Annotated in this window: 15 protein-coding genes and 1 pseudogene; all 16 read right to left on the bottom strand. The window is 68.0% G+C overall.

Annotated features, from left to right (window positions below; all coding sequences use genetic code 11):
* Positions 1–50: 50 nt before the first annotated feature.
* Positions 51–1,364, bottom strand: coding sequence for a histidinol dehydrogenase (gene hisD, locus AC27IO_RS13810; RefSeq protein WP_272567599.1), 1,314 nt, complete (start codon positions 1,362–1,364; stop codon positions 51–53).
* 45 nt (positions 1,365–1,409) lie between these two features.
* Entirely contained in the window at positions 1,410–1,763 is a 354-nt protein-coding gene (locus tag AC27IO_RS13805; RefSeq protein WP_272567598.1) for a hypothetical protein, read from the bottom strand.
* A gap of 116 nt (positions 1,764–1,879) precedes the next feature.
* A pseudogene (gene hisG / locus AC27IO_RS13800) lies at positions 1,880–2,525 on the bottom strand (ATP phosphoribosyltransferase).
* Between the two features lie 70 nt (positions 2,526–2,595).
* Positions 2,596–3,879, bottom strand: coding sequence for a UDP-N-acetylglucosamine 1-carboxyvinyltransferase (murA, locus tag AC27IO_RS13795; RefSeq protein WP_498739230.1), 1,284 nt, complete (start codon positions 3,877–3,879; stop codon positions 2,596–2,598).
* Positions 3,880–3,973: 94 nt separating this feature from the next.
* Complete coding sequence (locus AC27IO_RS13790; RefSeq protein WP_272567594.1) at positions 3,974–4,216, bottom strand: BolA family protein; 243 nt, start codon at positions 4,214–4,216, stop codon at positions 3,974–3,976.
* Positions 4,217–4,253: 37 nt separating this feature from the next.
* Positions 4,254–5,009, bottom strand: a complete 756-nt coding sequence (locus AC27IO_RS13785; RefSeq protein ID WP_272567593.1) for an ABC transporter permease — start codon at positions 5,007–5,009, stop codon at positions 4,254–4,256.
* Positions 5,006–5,983 carry an ABC transporter ATP-binding protein gene (locus AC27IO_RS13780; RefSeq protein WP_284429927.1) on the bottom strand — a complete coding sequence of 326 codons (978 nt, stop codon included), beginning with the start codon at positions 5,981–5,983 and terminating at the stop codon, positions 5,006–5,008. The genes AC27IO_RS13785 and AC27IO_RS13780 overlap by 4 nt, the downstream gene beginning before the upstream one ends.
* 173 nt (positions 5,984–6,156) lie before the next feature.
* The gene (locus tag AC27IO_RS13775; protein WP_284426007.1) at positions 6,157–6,426 is read right to left on the bottom strand and encodes an STAS domain-containing protein; all 270 of its coding nucleotides are present in this window, start codon (positions 6,424–6,426) and stop codon (positions 6,157–6,159) included.
* Between the two features lie 22 nt (positions 6,427–6,448).
* The gene (locus AC27IO_RS13770; RefSeq protein ID WP_284429926.1) at positions 6,449–7,093 is read right to left on the bottom strand and encodes an MlaC/ttg2D family ABC transporter substrate-binding protein; all 645 of its coding nucleotides are present in this window, start codon (positions 7,091–7,093) and stop codon (positions 6,449–6,451) included.
* Positions 7,094–7,239: 146 nt separating this feature from the next.
* Entirely contained in the window at positions 7,240–8,004 is a 765-nt protein-coding gene (locus tag AC27IO_RS13765) for an MlaA family lipoprotein (protein WP_498739229.1), read from the bottom strand.
* Complete coding sequence (mlaD, locus tag AC27IO_RS13760) at positions 8,001–8,504, bottom strand: outer membrane lipid asymmetry maintenance protein MlaD (protein ID WP_284396724.1); 504 nt, start codon at positions 8,502–8,504, stop codon at positions 8,001–8,003. Before mlaD ends, AC27IO_RS13765 begins: the two co-directional genes overlap by 4 nt.
* Before the next feature lie 37 nt (positions 8,505–8,541).
* Positions 8,542–9,324, bottom strand: coding sequence for a lipid asymmetry maintenance ABC transporter permease subunit MlaE (gene mlaE / locus AC27IO_RS13755; RefSeq protein ID WP_284426006.1), 783 nt, complete (start codon positions 9,322–9,324; stop codon positions 8,542–8,544).
* A complete protein-coding gene (locus AC27IO_RS13750) occupies positions 9,321–10,139 on the bottom strand; it encodes an ABC transporter ATP-binding protein (protein ID WP_284396723.1) in 819 nt (272 codons plus the stop codon). The genes mlaE and AC27IO_RS13750 overlap by 4 nt, the downstream gene beginning before the upstream one ends.
* A gap of 206 nt (positions 10,140–10,345) precedes the next feature.
* Positions 10,346–11,137 carry an amino acid ABC transporter ATP-binding protein gene (locus AC27IO_RS13745; protein ID WP_284429924.1) on the bottom strand — a complete coding sequence of 264 codons (792 nt, stop codon included), beginning with the start codon at positions 11,135–11,137 and terminating at the stop codon, positions 10,346–10,348.
* Entirely contained in the window at positions 11,118–11,771 is a 654-nt protein-coding gene (locus AC27IO_RS13740) for an amino acid ABC transporter permease (RefSeq protein ID WP_272567580.1), read from the bottom strand. Before AC27IO_RS13740 ends, AC27IO_RS13745 begins: the two co-directional genes overlap by 20 nt.
* A 191-nt stretch (positions 11,772–11,962) precedes the next feature.
* Positions 11,963–12,763 carry an amino acid ABC transporter substrate-binding protein gene (locus AC27IO_RS13735; RefSeq protein ID WP_284429923.1) on the bottom strand — a complete coding sequence of 267 codons (801 nt, stop codon included), beginning with the start codon at positions 12,761–12,763 and terminating at the stop codon, positions 11,963–11,965.
* Positions 12,764–13,218: the final 455 nt, after the last annotated feature.

Genomic DNA, 13,218 nt, shown 5'->3' with positions numbered 1-13,218 from the left:
CGCGGTGCGCCGGGGCCCGCGCGGGCGGCCCGCGTGGAGGTGGCCCGTGTTTAGGGCTTGATGCGCATCTCGGCCGCCCGCGCGTGGGCCTGCAGGCCCTCGCCGTAGGCCAGCTCGGCGGCGATCTTGCCCAGCGTCTGCGCACCGGCCTCGCTCACCTCGATGAGGCTGCTGCGCTTTTGGAAGTCGTACACGCCCAGCGGCGACGAGAAGCGGGCCGTGCCGCTGGTGGGCAGCACGTGGTTGGGGCCGGCACAGTAGTCGCCCAGCGATTCGCTGGTGTAGGCCCCGAGAAAGATCGCCCCGGCGTGCCGCAGCAGCGGCTCCCAGCGGTGGGGCTCGCGGCTCGAGACCTCCAGGTGCTCGGGCGCGATGCGGTTGCTGATGGCGCAGGCCTCTTCCATGTCGCGGGTGAGGATCAGCGCGCCGCGGCCGGTGAGGCTCTTGGCGATGATCTCGGCACGGGGCATGGTGGGCAGCAGCCGGTCGATGGCGGCCTGCACCGCGTCGATGTAGGCGGCGTCGGGGCTCAGCAGGATGGACTGCGCGAGTTCATCGTGCTCTGCCTGGCTGAACAGGTCCATGGCCACCCAATCGGGCGGCGTGGAGCCGTCGGCCAGCACCAGGATTTCGCTCGGGCCGGCGATCATGTCGATGCCCACGGTGCCGAACACGCGCTTCTTGGCGCTCGCCACATAGGCATTGCCGGGCCCGGTGATCTTGTCCACCTTCGGAACCGTGGCCGTGCCATAGGCCAGTGCGGCCACGGCCTGCGCGCCCCCCAAGGTGAAGGCACGCGTCACGCCGGCCACGTGGGCGGCGGCCAGCACCAGCGGGTTGCGCGCGCCCTGCGGGGTGGGCACCACCATGATGATCTCGCCCACGCCCGCCACGTGCGCGGGAATGGCGTTCATCAGCACGCTCGAGGGGTACGCGGCCTTGCCGCCGGGCACGTAGATGCCCACGCGGTCGAGCGGCGTGACCTTCTGGCCCAGCAGTGTGCCGTCCTCGTCGCGGTAGCTCCAGCTTTCGCCGCTGGCCTTGCGCTGCGCCTCATGGTAGCGGCGCACGCGCGCAGCGGCAGCCTCCAGGGCCTCGCGCTGCGCGGCGGGAATGGCCTCGAAGGCGGCCTTCAGTTCGTCCTGCGACAGCTCCAGCCCGGCCATGGAATCGGCCTGCAGGCCGTCGAAGCGGCGGGTGTATTCCAGCACGGCCGCGTCGCCGCGGGCCTGCACGTCGGCCAGGATGTCGGCCACGCGCTGCTCGATGGCGGCATCGGTCTCGGCGGACCAATGCAGGCGGTCCCGGAACGCGGCCTCGAAATCGGCGCTATCGGTACGCAAACGAACAGGCGTGGCTTTCATGGCTTTTCTATCTCTATCGCGAAGGGGAAGAAGGGGCCGCCGGGCTCATTCGGTCTCTGCCGACACGTCGCCCGTCTTGCGGTTGTACTTGAGCGTGATCTTGTCGAGTTCGCAGAGGTTGAGACCCTCCCACTCGACTTCCGAGGCGTCGTCGGTGAACACGACCTTGATGTCCTGGATGCAGTGCTTGGTGTCGCCGAACTTGAACTTGCGCGAGGCGCCGTTCACCAGCTGGTTGCGGCCCAGGCGGTCGCTGCCCCACTTGTCCATCTTGGTGGGCGAAATATAGACCTCGTTGAGCGCATAGCCGGTGCGATTGACCAGCGTGAAGTCGGCATCGGCGGCAAACGAGGCGCCGCTCAGCGCCAGACAGCCCAGCACCAGGATTTTCTTGAACATGGAACACCTCAGATTTTTGAAACACAAGATGCATCGAGAAACAATTTTCTCGACACAGCCCGGATTCTGCCCCGTCCTGGCCGGCGTGGGATTCGATCTGAGGCACCCGCGCAACGTCAGCCGCCGGCGGGGATGACCGACGCGAACGCGTCGATGATGCGGCGCAGCGGCGCCTGCTTGAGCTTGAGCGCCGCCTGGTTCACTACCAGGTGCGAGCTGATGTCCATGATCCGCTCCACCTCCACCAGGTGGTTGGCCCGCAGCGTGTTGCCCGTGGACACCAGGTCGACGATGGCATCGGCCAGCCCCGTGAGCGGCGCCAGTTCCATGCTGCCGTAGAGCTTGATCATGTCCACGTGCACACCCTTGGCCGCGAAAAAAATCGCGCGCGATGGCGGTGTACTTGGTCGCCACCCGCAGGCGCGAGCCCTGCTGCACTGCGCGGACGTAGTCGAAGTCGTCCCGCACCGCAACGCTCACCCGGCACTTGGCGATCTGCAGATCCAGCGGCTGGTACAGCCCCTGGCCGCCGTGCTCGATGAGCGTGTCCTTGCCCGTCACGCCCAGGTCGGCGCCTCCGTACTGCACGTAGGTCGGCACATCAGAGGCGCGCACCAGCACCACGCGCACGTCGGGCTGGTTGGTGGTCAGGATGAGCTTGCGCGACTTCTCGGGGTCGTCCAGCACCGCAATGCCGGCGGCGGCCAGCATGGGCAGGGCTTCGTCGAAGATGCGGCCCTTGGACAGGGCAAGAGTGATCATGGTCATAGGGGTGAAGAAAAAAGGAACCCGGCCGCCACGCGCCAGGGAACCGGGCAGCAGCGAAGGCGGCTCATGCCGCCCTCTCGATGTCGGCCCCGAGGCCGCGCAGCTTGGCTTCCATGCAGTCGTAACCGCGGTCCAGGTGGTAGATGCGGTCCACCACGGTGGCGCCGTCCGCCACCAGCCCGGCGATGACGAGGCTGGCCGAGGCGCGCAGGTCGGTGGCCATCACCGTGGCGCCGGACAGGCGCGCGGCCGTGCTGCCCAGGCCCTCGATCACCGCGACCTTGCCATCGGTCTGGATCCTGGCACCCAGGCGCGCGAGCTCGTCCACGTGCATGAAGCGGTTCTCGAAGATGGTCTCGGTGACCGTGGAGGTGCCTTGCGCCACCACGTTCAACGCCATGAACTGCGCCTGCATGTCGGTGGGAAAGCCGGGGTACTCGGTGGTGCGAAAGCCCTGCGCGCGCAATTGCGCGGCGCCCGGGCTCTTGACGCGGATGCCCTCCGGCTCGGCCTGCACCTGCACGCCGGCCTCGCGCAGCTTCTCGATCACGGCGTCCAGGTGGTCGGCGCGGCCGTGGCGCAGCAGGGCCTCGCCGCCCGTGGCCGCCACGGCGCACAGGAAGGTGCCGGCCTCGATGCGGTCGGCCACCACGCGGTGCGTGGCGCCGTGCAGGCGCTCCACGCCCTGGATGCGGATGCGGCTGGTGCCGTGGCCTTCGATCCGGGCGCCCATGGCGATCAGCATCTCGGCCAGGTCGGAAATCTCGGGCTCCTGCGCGGCGTTCTCCAGCACCGTCTCGCCCTCGGCCAGCGTGGCGGCCATGAGGAAGTTCTCGGTGCCCGTCACGGTGACCATGTCGGTGGTGATGCGCGCGCCCTTCAGGCGCGTGGCGCCCGCCGGCAGCCTGGCGATCATGTAGCCGTGCTCCACCAGGATCTCCGCGCCCATGGCGGTCAGGCCCTTGATGTGCTGGTCCACCGGGCGCGAGCCGATGGCGCAGCCGCCCGGCAGCGACACGGTCGCCTCGCCGAAGCGCGCCAGCAGCGGCCCCAGGGCCAGCACCGAGGCGCGCATGGTCTTGACCAGCTCGTAGGGCGCCTCGGGCGTGGAGAGCGCGCCCGCATCGATGCGCACCGTGCCGTCCGGCGAGCGCTCGGCCGCCACGCCCATGTTGCGGATGAGCTTGAGCATGGTCGCCACGTCCTGCAGCTGGGGCACGTTCAGCAGCGTGACGGGGTCGGCCGTGAGCAGCGCCGCGCACAGCTCGGGCAGGGCGGCGTTCTTGGCGCCGGAAACCAGCACCTCGCCATGCAGCGCGCGGCCGCCGCGAATCAGGAGTTTGTCCATGGCATCAAGCCCGGTGTTTCAGTCAAAAGTGCCGCCAGCGCAATCAGCACTAGGGCATATAGCTATCAAAAAGTGAGCAACCAACCGCAGGCCGTCAGGCGCCCTGCGCGGCCCACTCGGCGGGCGTGAAGGTCTTCATGGACAGCGCATGCACCTCGTCGGTCTGCATGCGGGTGCCCAGCGTGGCATAGACGCGCTGGTGGCGCTGGATGGCACGCTTGCCCTCGAACTCGGCCGAGACGATGGTGGCGTACCAGTGCCGTCCGTCGCCTTCCAGCGCGAGGTGCTCGCAAGGCAGGCCGGCGGCGATGAGGTCTTTGAGTTGGTCGGCGGTCATGGATAGGCTCGGGGGTCGTGGGTGCGTCGTCGCGTCGTCAATTGCGAATCTTGTAGCCGGTGCGCAGCAGGTGCACCGCCAGCGCGCTGACCAGCAGCCAGGCGATGCCCACGATGCCCAGGCTCAGCCACGGCGACGTGTCGCTCTGGCCGAAGAAGCCGTAGCGAAAGCCGTCGATCATGTAGAAGAACGGGTTCAGGTGGCTCACCGTCTGCCAGAACGGCGGCAGCGACTGGATGGAATAGAACACGCCGGACAGGAACGTCATGGGCACGATCACGAAGTTCTGGAACGCCGCCATCTGGTCGAACTTGTCGGCCCACAGCCCGGCGATCAGCCCCAGCGTGGACAGCAGCGCCGCGCCCAGGAGCGCGAAGGCCAGGATCCACAGCGGCGCGGCGAAATCGGGCCGCGCGAACGCGAGCGTCACCACGAACACGCCCAGCCCCACGACCAGCCCGCGCACGATGGACGAGCCCACGTAGGCCACGAACCACGCCCAGTGCGACAGCGGCGTGAGCAGCACGAACACCAGGCTGCCCATGATCTTGCTCTGCACCAGGCTGGAGGAGCTGTTGGCGAAGGCGTTCTGCAGGATGCTCATCATCACCAGGCCGGGAATCAGGAAGGCGGTGTAGCTGATGCGGTCGTACACCTTCACGTGGTCTTCCAGCACGTGGCCGAAGATCAGCAGGTACAGCACGGCCGTGAGCACGGGCGCGGCCACGGTCTGGAAGCTCACCTTCCAGAACCGCAGCACCTCTTTGTAGAACAGGGTCTGCCAGCCGGTCATAGGCGCACCCCGCCTTCGGCCGTGGCCTCGGGTCCTTCGGGCGGCGCGGGCTCGCGCGCCGGGTCGGGGTAGCTGCTTTGCGCCATCACGTTGAGGAACACGTCCTCCAGATCGGCCTTGCGGATCTCCACGTCATGCACGGCCACGCCCGCGGCGCGCAGCACGGCCAGGTGGCGCTCGATGTCCTGCGCGTCCTGCGCGGGCAGCTGCACCACGCGGCCGGTCACCCGGGCGATGGCCGCCAGGGCGGGCGGCAGCACGTCATCGGTCTTGAAGCGCATCACGTTCGTCGAGGCCCCGTGCAGCAGGTCGGAGGTGGTGGACAGCGCCACCATGCGCCCGCGCTTGAGCATGGCGATGCGGTTGCACAGCGCCTCGGCCTCTTCCAGGTAATGGGTGGTGAGCAGCACCGTGTGGCCTTCCTTGTTCAGGCGGGCGACGAAGTGCCACAGCGTCTGGCGCAACTCGACGTCCACGCCCGCCGTGGGCTCGTCGAGCACGATGATGGGCGGCTTGTGCACCAGCGCCTGGGCCACCAGCACGCGGCGCTTCATGCCGCCCGAGAGCTGGCGCATGTTGGAGCCAGCCTTGTCGGCCAGGCCCAGGTTTTCCAGCAGCTCGTCGATCCAGGCCTCGTTGTTCTTCACGCCGAAGTAGCCGGACTGGATGCGCAGCGCCTCGCGCACGTTGAAGAACGGGTCGAACACCAGTTCCTGCGGCACCACGCCCAGCTTGCGGCGGGCGGCGGCGAAATCGGCCTGCACATCGCTGCCCTGCACGCGCACGTGGCCGCTGGTGGCACGGGCGAGGCCGGCAAGGATGCTGATGAGGGTGGTCTTGCCCGCGCCGTTCGGCCCGAGCAGGCCGAAGAACTCGCCCTCCTCGATGTCCAGGCTGACGTTGTCGAGCGCCTGGAAAGGGCCTTTGGGCGTGGAATAGGTTTTGGAGACGGACTGGAAGGAGACTGCGGGCATGGGAGCCGGTGATTTTACGGCGTGCCGGCAACCGGTGCCCGCGCAAGGCGATGGGAAAGCAAAAGAGCGATGGCCGGCGACTCGCGCCCGCACGGGGCAGCGTGCGAACCAGGCGGTGCGGCAGCCAGGCAACGGACGGGCCGGCGCCCGTGCAGGCGCCGCACCCGAAGGGCTCAGGCGGCCGGCAGCAGCTCGCCCACGCCGTACAGGCCGGCGAGCTTTTGCAGCCCGTCCGGCAGCGACTTCACCTCGAACCGCTTGCCGTCCAGCAGCGCGGCGCGGCGGCAGCCCAGCAGCACCGCCAGCGCCGACGAGTCGAACGTGGTCAGCGCGCTGGCATCCACCACCAGCAGCTCGTCGCGGTGGGCCTTGAGCCCCTGCAGCAGCATGCGCAAGCTCGCATTGGCCTGCGCATGGGTCAGTTCCGAAGGAAGCACCAGCATCGCGATCGGCTCCGGCGAACGGTCAGCCGCCCTTGGCCGCGTTGGCCTTGTTGCGGGCCACCAGCGACTCGATCAGGCCGTCCACGCCCTTGGCGTTGATCTCCTGCGCGAACTGGCCGCGGTAGGTTTCCACCAGCCACACGCCGAGCACATTCAGGTTGTAGATCTTCCAGCCGGCGCCGTCGCCGGGCGTCTTCTCCAGGCGGTAGTCGAGCTGGATCGGGTCGCCGCGGCCCTGGATCTCGGTGCGCACCAGCACGTCCTTGTCGTCGGCGGCCATGCGCAGGGGCTTGACGGTGATGGTCTGGTCGTTCACCTGGCTCAATGCGCCGGAATAGGTGCGCACCAGCAGCGTCTTGAACTCGTCCTGCAGCCGCTTTTGCTGCTCGGGCGTGGCCTGGCGCCAGCCCGGGCCCACGGCGGCGGCGGTCATGCGGCGGAAATTGACGTGCGGCAGGATGGTCTTGTCGACCAGCGCCATGATCTTGTTCACGTCGCCGGCCTTGATGCTCTTGTCGTTGCGCACGGTTTCCAGCACGTCGGCCGACAGGCGCTTGACCAGCGCATCGGGCGCTTCTTCGGCGGCCAGTGCGGACAGCGGAGCGCCGAGCCAGAGCACGGCGGCGGTGCAGAGGGCGGCATGGCCCAGGGTGCGTCGATTCATCATCAGTGTCGTTCCTTCCTCGGGCACGCCCAGATGGCGTCCCTTCGATTCGTTCATTTTCGGGTCGGGCCGGCGCCAGGATGCGTCGGTCCGGTGCACGGATGCAAGCAACTGCAACCGCGCCGCGCCAAGGCCGAGGCCGAGGCCCTTCAGCGCGCCGGCTCTTCGGGCAGCTTGCCGCCGCCGTCGTCGTATTCTTGCTCGCCGCTGTTGGCCGGCGCGCCGCCTTCCTGGCTGCGAACCTGTAGGAACACATCGCGCGTGAAGCTGTACTTGTCGAGCGCCGCGGTGTCCAGCACCGAGCTGGCGCGCAGCAGGTTGGAGCGGATGTTCACCACGCGCAGGGCATACAGCGAATTGCGCGCCGACACCGGGTCCACGTACGAGACGAGATCGCCCTTGGCATCGACCGGCAGCGCCAGCGTGTCGCGCACGGTGGACGGGCCCAGCAGCGGCAGCACGAGGTACGGGCCGGTGGGGATGCCCCAGTGGCCGAGCGTGAGGCCGAAGTCCTGCTTGGCGCGGTCCACGCCCATTTCGCTGGCCACGTCGAACACGCCCCCTAAGCCGAACACCGTGTTCACGTTGAAGCGCACCAGGCTGTTGAGCGCGCCCTCGCCGCGCAGCTGCAGCAGGTTGTTCACGAACGACCAGGCATCGCCCAGGTTGGAGAAGAAGTTGCTCACGCCGGTGCGCACGGGCGCGGGCGTGATGTCGCGGTAGGCCGTGGCGACCGGCCGCAGGATGATCGAATCGACGTTGTCGTTGAAGTTCGTCATGCTGCGGTTGTAGGGCTCCAGCGGGTCACGCGGGTTGGCCCCGGGGCCGCTGGCGCAGCCCGTCAGGAAGAGCGCGCCCAATGCCAGTGCGCTGCCGTGGGCCAGGGCCCGTTTCATGGTCGTTGTTGTCGTCATTTTTTGCCACCTGTGCTGGAGGAAGGCGCGCTGCTGCTGTTGCCGCCGCCCTCTGCCTTGCCATAGAGAAATTGTCCGATCAGGTTTTCCAGCACCACGGCCGACTGGGTGGAGGAGATCTTGTCGCCTTCCGCCAGGTTGGCTTCGTCGGCACCGGCCTGGATGCCGATGTACTGGTCGCCCAGCAGGCCGCTCGTGAGGATCTTGAGCGAGCTGTCCTTGGGGAACGCATAGCGTTTTTGCAGCTCCAGCGTCACCTTGGCCTGGAAGCTCTTGTCGTCGAAGGTGATGGACTGCACGCGGCCGACCACCACGCCGGCGCTGCGCACCGCCGCCTGGGGCTTCAAGCCGCCGATGTTGTCGAACAGCGCGGTGACCTGGTAGCCGGTCTGGAAGTTCAACTTGAGCAGGTTGGCGGACTGCAAGGCCAGAAAGACCAGCGCCGCGCCGCCCAGCAGGACGAACAGGCCGACCCAGATATCGTTCTTGGAATGCTGCATGTGTGTGTTTCCTAGGGGTTGCGGGCGTGCGGCCCCGTCAAATACTGAACATCAGGGCGGTGAGGACGAAGTCCAGCCCCAGCACGGCGAGCGACGCCATCACCACCGTGCGCGTGGTGGCCCGCGACACGCCTTCGGGCGTGGGCTTGGCCAGGTAGCCCTGCAGCAGCGCGATGAACGTGACGGTGACGCCGAACACGAGGCTCTTGAGCACCCCGTTGCCCACGTCCTTCCACACGTCCACGCCGCCCTGCATCTGGCCCCAGAAGGCGCCGCCGTCCACGCCGATCATGAGCACGCCCACGATCCAGCCGCCGATCACGCCCACCGCGCTGAACACCGCGGCCAGCAGCGGCATGGTGAACACGCCGGCCCAGAAACGCGGCGCGAGGATGCGGCGCACCGGATCGACGGCCATCATCTCCATGGCCGAGAGCTGCTCGCCCGCGCGCATGAGGCCGATCTCGGCCGTGAGCGAGGTGCCCGCGCGGCCAGCGAACAGCAGCGCCGTGACCACCGGGCCCAGCTCGCGCACCAGCGACAGCGCCACCAGAAGGCCCAGCGATTCGGCCGAGCCGTAGCGCTGCAGCGTGTAGTAGCCCTGCAGGCCGAGCACGAAGCCCACGAACAGGCCCGACACGGCGATGATGGACAGCGAATAGTTGCCCAGGAAATGGATCTGGTCGCGCACCAGCCCCGGGCGCTGCAGCGTGGGGCCGATCAGGGCCACCAGCCGGCCGAACAGGCGCGCCGCGCGGCCCATGCCGGCCAGGTGGCTGCGCACCGCGAAGCCCACATCGGAAGGACGCCACCAGCTCATCGCGCACCTCCGGGGGTCGGGCCGAAATCCTGCGCCACGTCGGGGCCGGGGTAATGGAACGGCACGGGGCCGGTGGGCAGCGCGTGCACGAACTGGTGCACCAGCGGGTCGCGGCTGGCGCGCACCTCGTCGGGTGTGCCCTGCGCGGCCACGGTGCCGGGGCCGAGCACGATCACGTGGTCGGCCACGCGGAAGGTCTCTTCCACGTCGTGCGAGACGATGAGGGTGGTCAGGCCCATGGCGTCGTTGAGCTGCCGGATGAGCTGGGCCGCCGTGCCCAGGGAAATGGGGTCGAGCCCGGCGAAGGGCTCGTCGTACATGATGAGTTCGGGGTCCAGCGCGATCGCCCGGGCCAGCGCCACGCGCCGGGCCATGCCGCCCGAGACCTGGCTGGGCATGAGGTCGCGCGCGCCGCGCAGGCCCACGGCGTTGAGCTTCATCAGCACGATGTCGCGGATCAGTTCCTCGGGCAGGTCGGTGTGCTCGCGCAGCGGAAAGGCCACGTTCTCGAACACGCTCATGTCGGTGAACAGCGCGCCGAACTGGAACAGCATGCCCATGCGGCGCCGCGCGGCGTAGAGCGTGGCGGCATCCATGCGGCCCACGTCCTGGCCGCCGACCAGCACCTCGCCCTGCTGCGCCCGCTGCTGCCCGCCGATGAGGCGCAGCACCGTGGTCTTGCCGCCGCCGGAGGCGCCCATGAGCGCCGTGACCTTGCCGCGCGGCACGGACAGCGAAACGTCGCGCAGGATGTCACGCTCGCCGTACGAGAACGTCACGTTGCGCAGTTCGACCAGAAGTGGGTGCTCAGGCATTCAGAGGGATGAAGAAGGGGACCAACCGGTGATTGTCGCGGGTCAGGGCAAACCCCGGGCATGCGATGGTAACGCAAACATACATGCATGGATGTTTGCAAAAATCCAAGGGGCAAGAATGCTCATTTTTCGATAGCGACATACCCTAGTGATGATTGCCCTGGAAGCCGATTTGGCTTGGATTTTTACCGGCCACCCAACGCCGGTCAAAGCATGCTGCGAAGAAATGCCTGGGTGCGCGCATGTTGCGGATTTGCGAAAAACGCCGCCGCCGGGGCCGATTCGATCAGCTCGCCCCGGTCCATGAACACCACGCGGTGGGCCACCTCGCGCGCAAAGCCCATCTCGTGGGTGACCACCAGCATGGTCATGCGGTCGCTGGCCAGCTCGCGCATGGTGCGCAGCACTTCGCCGGTCAGCTCGGGGTCGAGGGCGGAAGTGGGCTCGTCGAACAGCAGGATGTCGGGTTCCATGGCCAGTGCGCGGGCGATGGCCACGCGCTGCTTTTGCCCGCCCGACAGCCGGCCGGGAAAGTGGTCGCGCTTGTCCGACAGGCCCACCTTGGCCAGCAGCGCCTCGGCGCGGGCCACCGCGGCCTCGCGCGGCATGCCGCGCACCACCATGGGCGCCTCGATCAGGTTCTGCAGCACGGTCAGGTGCGGGAACAGATTGAACGACTGGAACACCATGCCCATCTTGCGGCAGATGCCGCGCACGCGGGCCTCGGGCACGTAGGTGCAGCGGCCCGCCGCGTCGGTGGTCGCCAGCGCCTCGCCCTCGATGGCGATGTGGCCGCTGTCGATGGTCTCCAGGTGGTTCAGGCAGCGCAGGAAGGTGCTCTTGCCCGAGCCCGAGGGCCCGATCACCGCCACCACCTCGCCGCGCCCGAGCGTGAGCGACACATCGCGCAGCACCGGCGTGCCGCCGAAGGCCTTGTGCAGGCCGCGCGCTTCGATCATGGGCACCGCGCCCGCCGCGTCAAGCGTCGTGTCTGGCATAGCGTTTCTCCAGGCGCTGGAAGCCCCAGGTGAGCACCAGGGTCATGGTCAGATAAAAAGCCGCCGCCACGATGAACGGCGTGGTGGTGAAGTCGCGCTGCACGATGCCGCGCGCGGCGCGCAGCAGGTCGTTCAGGGCCAGCACGTAGATGAGGGAGGTGTCCTTGACCAGGGTGATGGTCTCGTTGCTCATGGGCGGCAGGATGCGGCGCACCATCTGCGGCAGCACGATGCGGCGCATGGTCTGGCCGTAGGTCATGCCCAGCACGCGGGCGGCCTCGTACTGGCCCCGGTCCACCGACTGGATGCCGGAGCGGAAGATCTCCGCGAAATACGCCGCGTAGTTGAGCGCGAAGGCCACCACGGCGGCGGGAAAGTCCGGCAGCCGCACGCCGATGACCGGCACGAACGGCAGCGCGAAATAGATGAACAGCATCTGCAGCATGAGCGGCGTGCCGCGCATGAGCCAGATGTAGCCGTTGACCAGTGCCGACAGCGGCGCCAGGCGCGACACGCGCGCCAGCGCCAGTGCGAGCCCGAGCGGCACGGCCAGCACGAGCGTGATGGCGAAGAGCTTCAGCGTGACCGCGGCGCCCTGCGCCATCGGCCCCAGAAGGGAGAGAACGTAATCCATCTACGAGCTACGAGAGTCCATGGCTAAACGACTGCGGCCGGCAAGGCCTGCAACCTGGGCAACTGGCGCGGCCCGATACCAGCGGCAGCCGCGCAAGGGCCGCCCCGCCGCGCCGGCTGCGTCCCCCTTCCCGCATCACGCAGTGAGGCGAGAGAAGGGGGAAGGCGCGCAGCGCCTCAGGGGGTTGTTCTTTATTTGACGATGTTCTTGCCGAACCACTGCGTGGCGATCTTTCCGGCCGTGCCGTCCTGCTTCATGTCGGCCAGGGCCTTGTCCAGGCGGCCCTGCAGCGCGGTGTCGTCCTTGCGCACGCCCACGCCGTAGTCTTCGGTCCCGAAGTGCTCGTCCAGCACGGCGTAGGCGCCGGGCTTCTTGGCCACGTAGTAGCGGCCCACCACTTCATCGACCACCACGGCTTCCAGGCGGCCGGTGGACAGGTCCATCAGCGCCGTCACGTTGTCGCCGAAGGTCTTGAACTCCTTGAACGACTTGAACACGGCGTCTTCCTTCTTGACCGCATCGACCGCGCTGCTGCCCTCCTGCGCGCCCACCACCTTGCCAGCCAGATCAGCCTTGGCCTTGATGGGGGACTGGGCCGACACCACGACGATCTGGTGGTTCTCCATGTACGGCGCGGTGAAGGCGATGTTCTGCTTGCGCTCGGGCGTGATGGTCAGCCCGTTCCACAGCGCATCCACGCGCTGGCCGGACAGCTCGGCCTCCTTGGCGCTCCAGTCGATCGGCTTGAACTCGACCGCCACGCCCATGCGCTTGGCGGCTTCCCGCGCCATGTCGATGTCAAAGCCCACCAGTTCGTTCTTCTCGTCGCGAAAGCCCATGGGCGGGAAGTTGTCGTCCAGGCCCACCACGATCTTGGTGGCGGCGGCTGGTGCGGGGGTGGCGGCCGCAGCGGGCTGCGCGCTGTCGTTCTTGCCGCAACCGGCCAGCAGGGCGCCCAGGGACATCAATAAAACGGCTGCAATCTTTTTCATGGCGTATCGGGTGTTCCAGAGAGACGAAAAGCAATGCGCGCGGCGGCCCGGGACAGCGGGCGGCCACGCGCGAAGGGGGAGGGACCAGGCCGGTATTGTCTCCGACCGCGCGAAACGCGCCCCAAGGCGGTGCAGCGCGCGCCAGAAGATGAGAACCAAAATGGCCTGCAGCGCAATCATCACTATGGCATATTGCTATCATTTAAATAGCAAACCAAAACCCGAAGGGTGCACCAGAAGGCATCCCGGCCCGGGCAACGGGCCCGTGGTCGGGCCACCGCCCACGGATGAGATAATGCGATGCATTCTCATTGACCGCCCACCGGGCGTTTACCCATCGGATTCCCGCCCGTGGCTCCCGTGTCCGCCGCCCACCACGCCGCCGCGCCCACCCCCGGGCCGGCCGAAGAGATCGGCCGCCTGTACGGCGCGCACCACCGCTGGCTGCTGGGCTT

The sequence above is a fragment of the Acidovorax sp. KNOB132 genome, assembly GCF_057541515.1.
The sequence above is the reverse complement of the archived record's forward strand: the minus strand, read 5'-3'. Positions and strand labels throughout refer to the sequence as shown.

What these genes read in the sequence shown, in the direction of transcription:
- hisD (WP_272567599.1), bottom strand. Translation starts at nt 1,364, where the DNA reads ATGAAAGCCACGCCTGTTCGTTTGCGTACCGATAGCGCCGATTTCGAG.
- AC27IO_RS13805 (WP_272567598.1), bottom strand. Translation starts at nt 1,763, where the DNA reads ATGTTCAAGAAAATCCTGGTGCTGGGCTGTCTGGCGCTGAGCGGCGCC.
- murA (WP_498739230.1), bottom strand. Translation starts at nt 3,879, where the DNA reads ATGGACAAACTCCTGATTCGCGGCGGCCGCGCGCTGCATGGCGAGGTG.
- AC27IO_RS13790 (WP_272567594.1), bottom strand. Translation starts at nt 4,216, where the DNA reads ATGACCGCCGACCAACTCAAAGACCTCATCGCCGCCGGCCTGCCTTGC.
- AC27IO_RS13785 (WP_272567593.1), bottom strand. Translation starts at nt 5,009, where the DNA reads ATGACCGGCTGGCAGACCCTGTTCTACAAAGAGGTGCTGCGGTTCTGG.
- AC27IO_RS13780 (WP_284429927.1), bottom strand. Translation starts at nt 5,983, where the DNA reads ATGCCCGCAGTCTCCTTCCAGTCCGTCTCCAAAACCTATTCCACGCCC.
- AC27IO_RS13775 (WP_284426007.1), bottom strand. Translation starts at nt 6,426, where the DNA reads ATGCTGGTGCTTCCTTCGGAACTGACCCATGCGCAGGCCAATGCGAGC.
- AC27IO_RS13770 (WP_284429926.1), bottom strand. Translation starts at nt 7,093, where the DNA reads ATGATGAATCGACGCACCCTGGGCCATGCCGCCCTCTGCACCGCCGCC.
- AC27IO_RS13765 (WP_498739229.1), bottom strand. Translation starts at nt 8,004, where the DNA reads ATGACGACAACAACGACCATGAAACGGGCCCTGGCCCACGGCAGCGCA.
- mlaD (WP_284396724.1), bottom strand. Translation starts at nt 8,504, where the DNA reads ATGCAGCATTCCAAGAACGATATCTGGGTCGGCCTGTTCGTCCTGCTG.
- mlaE (WP_284426006.1), bottom strand. Translation starts at nt 9,324, where the DNA reads ATGAGCTGGTGGCGTCCTTCCGATGTGGGCTTCGCGGTGCGCAGCCAC.
- AC27IO_RS13750 (WP_284396723.1), bottom strand. Translation starts at nt 10,139, where the DNA reads ATGCCTGAGCACCCACTTCTGGTCGAACTGCGCAACGTGACGTTCTCG.
- AC27IO_RS13745 (WP_284429924.1), bottom strand. Translation starts at nt 11,137, where the DNA reads ATGCCAGACACGACGCTTGACGCGGCGGGCGCGGTGCCCATGATCGAA.
- AC27IO_RS13740 (WP_272567580.1), bottom strand. Translation starts at nt 11,771, where the DNA reads ATGGATTACGTTCTCTCCCTTCTGGGGCCGATGGCGCAGGGCGCCGCG.
- AC27IO_RS13735 (WP_284429923.1), bottom strand. Translation starts at nt 12,763, where the DNA reads ATGAAAAAGATTGCAGCCGTTTTATTGATGTCCCTGGGCGCCCTGCTG.